Below are 3233 nucleotides of genomic sequence, written 5' to 3' on the forward strand. Positions count from 1 at the left end.
CGCATCTTCGAGAAGTTCGTCCAGGTCGACGCCGCCGACGATCGAAAGAAGGGCGGCACAGGACTGGGCTTGAGCATCGTCAAGCAGATCATGCTCCGCCTCGGCGGGGAGGTCGGTCTGAAATCCCTGCCCATGCGGGGCAGCGTTTTTTATGTTCAACTGCCGTGCTGGTCCTCATCCCCGGGGAGCAAGCCTTCGCCCGCAGGGCGAGGGCTTGCGTCTCGAAGGATGGCAGCTCGCACGGCCATCGCCAGCGGCCATCCTTCGAGACGCATCGCTTGGCGCGATGCGCCTCGGGGATGAGGACCGGGGGCACGCCGACGGGATCAGAACTTCGGAAACTCAATACCAGGACTTCCGCTGGTAACACCTTGCGACATGCCGGCGGACCAGGAGAACCAAATGCAACAGCCCGACTTGCCTTTGCTCGGCCTTGCAGATCGCGGAGTTTATAATCGGGCCGTGCGAAGCACGGATCCTGGGGCTCATGCGGGCTGTTCGCTGCTTGCCAAAAAAAATTCTGGTGCTGGTCTGAAAAAAGATTTGACACGTCGGGCAAATCACCAGTACATTGTCATCATCGCAAAAATGCCATGCCCGCACCGGGAAATCGGTTGCGGGTTTTTTAGTTTTGGCTGCGCGTTGCCGTCCGCCACGTCCGCCGGGGCCCTAAGATAAGGAAGATTTGCGCCAGATGATTGCACGATGGGCGGTCGTGCCGCGGATTTTATACATGCAGACGAAAGAACCTGGCGCGCGACGACTAATCCGGTGGCCATGACGCCGTTCGCGCCATGGCATCGCGGAAGGCCTTCATAGCGGCGCTGGTTCGTCCATGGCCCGACCTCAAACTCCGAAAACCAAGTGCAAAATGCCAAAAGCCGCCAGCGAAATCTGCTCGATCGCGCGAAGCTGAACCATCGTGAAATATGGCTGCCGCCAAGCGGTGTGAACAGCACCAACTCGAAACCATGCTCGCCGCTTTTGATGCATGTCGAGACTGCCATTCCTGCCCTCAAGCCGCTTCGCTCAACATAGCTCAGACTTCTCGTCGTCGTGAGGAGGGCGAGCGACCAAGCAATTCATGGCCGCAACGAACTGCAGGTCCGCGGCGGCGCTGAGCGGGCCCCGCTTATGCGCAGCCGAGCGGAGCCTGAGGCGCGACGTCAAGGCGGGATTCCCACGCCGAAATGTCCACGCTCGATGCCAAGCCCATGCCGACGGCGGAGCGCTCATCGACGGGGTCGATGGATGTCGCCGACACCATCGAAGCGTTGATTCCGAACTTGATGGTCCACAACGGTCCCGACCAGCACGAGGCGGCGAGGTGAGGAGTTAAGGCTTTGCCCGTATCAGCATGGTACAATCCCTGGGCGCCGCCGATCTTCGCGGCTCCGCCGCCGCCGCCGCTGCCGTTGCCGCCGCTGCCACCAGTCTTCCCCTGGGGAGTCCGGCCGCTGATCTTTGCGGCCACTGATGCGAGCCAGCCAGCGCCACCGCGACAGCCCGGCCCGCCGCAACCGCTTCCTGCGCCGGGGTTGTTGAATTCACTCCTCACGGCACGGCTGCTTTCCGGGCAGCGACCGCCGCCGCTCGCGCCAGCGATCGCGAACGGGCGAGAGCAGAATGATAGATCTCAGGCCCGGGTCACACCGCAAGCCACGACTGTCCCGCCAACTGCCATCGGAGGGGCCGCGAGATTTCCCGCTGGCATGAGCCGGGATGTCGGCGGACCTGCCACGCCGGATCAGACGAGAGAGGCTGCCCGCTATCGACCTGCAACACGACCCCAAGGCTCGGCGGCGGCGGATTATGGCCGGCGTGGCGATGAGTCCGATGTCGATCCCTATCTCTTCAATCAGGTCGATTGGTCTCGCTTTAATCGGAAGTATCCCGATTTGCCGCCGCGTCCCGACGATCATTCGTTTGGCGAGCTAAAACCCGCTACTTACTCGCCGTCGCAGCGGATCGGCAACGCCGTGGCTGACCTGCTGACGGCCGCCGGGATGCAGCCGTATACGGCGAATGATTTGACGAGCCGCGTCGGCAACGTGCTGAACATGTTTCCGCCGATTGGTGTCGCCAGCGCGGCGATGGATGCACTCCATGCACAAGCGAACCACGACACGATCGGCGTGCTTAAGGCGATGCCTAGTCTCATTCCTGGCGGGAAGCTGGAAGCGCAGGCGATTGAACAGGGAATAAGCGCCGCGGCGGCCGCACCGCTCTTCAAGAATCTTGCTCCGTTTGACGCGCTTGATGCCCCGAAGGTCTTTCCAGCTGGTGAAATTCGGCGGGTGGGATATAATGGCACCCTCAACTATGTTGTCACGGGCAAAGGACAATTGGTGCTGGGGAGATCAGGGCATATAGATCTGTCTCGGGGCGCCGATGTGCTCGCCGCGGGTGAGGCTTACTTCGTCAACGGCAGGGTTCGCGCCATCGACAACGCCTCCGGTCATTACAGACCGAGCGGATCGAGCGCGCAAAGCGCCGCGGAGGCTGCGTTCAGCGGCGCTGGTTTTGATGCGGCGGGGAAATATATCGAAAGGAATTAATGATGGACCTGGAGTACTCCAAGAAGTTAATGGATATACTCATCGATAATGCCTCTCGAATCCTCAACGCGAATTTTGGAGTAGATCGAGCTGAATCGACTTTCATCGATATCATCGACTTGCTTCGCGAAGACCAATCCTTGGCAGACCAGCCCTTGAAGGCGTATTTTTTGGCTAAGGTTCGCAAGACCCTTGAAGGCCCCGATCCCTACGGGCTGGACGAAGGCAGTGTGCCGATGGAGCTTATTCAACTGGCCGTCCACGAGTTGCGCTGGCCGGAATTCAGAGCCCTTTCGCAAAAACGTCGCATCTTGGAGGCGTACGACGATCACTGGATGAATCGGGAGTTCTATCGGCGCTATCGTGCATGAATGCTTCCGCTCGTTGAATGGCTGGCGTACGGCGCGCAGGGCGGGTTAGAGCCCGACGGGTCCGCGCAGGGCGCGGCCCGATGCGTGTAACCCGCCATTCCAGGCAGAATAGCCATGAGGGACGCGGACGGCTTTTCTCACGAAATCCTGCACGCTGTTGATCTTGTCAGCACCATCGTTCGACCGCTTTAAAATCATTTGACACGTCAGGCAAATCACTGGCACGTTGTCATCATCGCAAGAATAAAAAGCCCGCGCCGGGAGACTGGCCGCGGGTTTTTTCTTTGCCGTACAGACGAAACCG

At 60.2% G+C, this 3233-nt stretch carries 6 protein-coding genes; 4 read left to right on the plus strand and 2 right to left on the minus strand.

The features are described from left to right. The first annotated feature begins 3 nt into the window (after positions 1 to 3). The gene (locus ABSG20_RS33210) at positions 4 to 303 is read left to right on the plus strand and encodes an ATP-binding protein (protein WP_423868678.1); all 300 of its coding nucleotides are present in this window, start codon (positions 4 to 6) and stop codon (positions 301 to 303) included. 257 nt (positions 304 to 560) lie between these two features. Here the strand turns inward: ABSG20_RS33210 and ABSG20_RS33215 are convergent, their stop codons facing one another. After that, entirely contained in the window at positions 561 to 1007 is a 447-nt protein-coding gene (locus ABSG20_RS33215) for a hypothetical protein (RefSeq protein WP_423868673.1), read from the minus strand. Between the two features lie 183 nt (positions 1008 to 1190). On the opposite strand from ABSG20_RS33215, the gene ABSG20_RS33220 reads away from it, so the two are divergent. From ABSG20_RS33220 to ABSG20_RS33230, 3 genes are all read left to right on the plus strand, one after another. Beyond that, the gene (locus ABSG20_RS33220) at positions 1191 to 1331 is read left to right on the plus strand and encodes a hypothetical protein (RefSeq protein WP_423868674.1); all 141 of its coding nucleotides are present in this window, start codon (positions 1191 to 1193) and stop codon (positions 1329 to 1331) included. 381 nt (positions 1332 to 1712) lie between these two features. Further along, positions 1713 to 2558 (plus strand): hypothetical protein, encoded by an 846-nt coding sequence (locus tag ABSG20_RS33225; RefSeq protein WP_423868675.1) that lies wholly within the window; start codon positions 1713 to 1715, stop codon positions 2556 to 2558. A 2-nt stretch (positions 2559 to 2560) separates the two neighbouring features. After that, the gene (locus tag ABSG20_RS33230; RefSeq protein ID WP_423868676.1) at positions 2561 to 2929 is read left to right on the plus strand and encodes a hypothetical protein; all 369 of its coding nucleotides are present in this window, start codon (positions 2561 to 2563) and stop codon (positions 2927 to 2929) included. Between the two features lie 45 nt (positions 2930 to 2974). Here ABSG20_RS33230 and ABSG20_RS33235 read toward each other — a convergent pair. Beyond that, on the minus strand, positions 2975 to 3233 hold a 259-nt coding region (locus tag ABSG20_RS33235; RefSeq protein WP_423868677.1), incomplete at its 5' end, for a hypothetical protein.

Source organism: Bradyrhizobium sp., assembly GCF_049512235.1.
Taxonomy (GTDB): domain Bacteria; phylum Pseudomonadota; class Alphaproteobacteria; order Rhizobiales; family Xanthobacteraceae; genus Bradyrhizobium.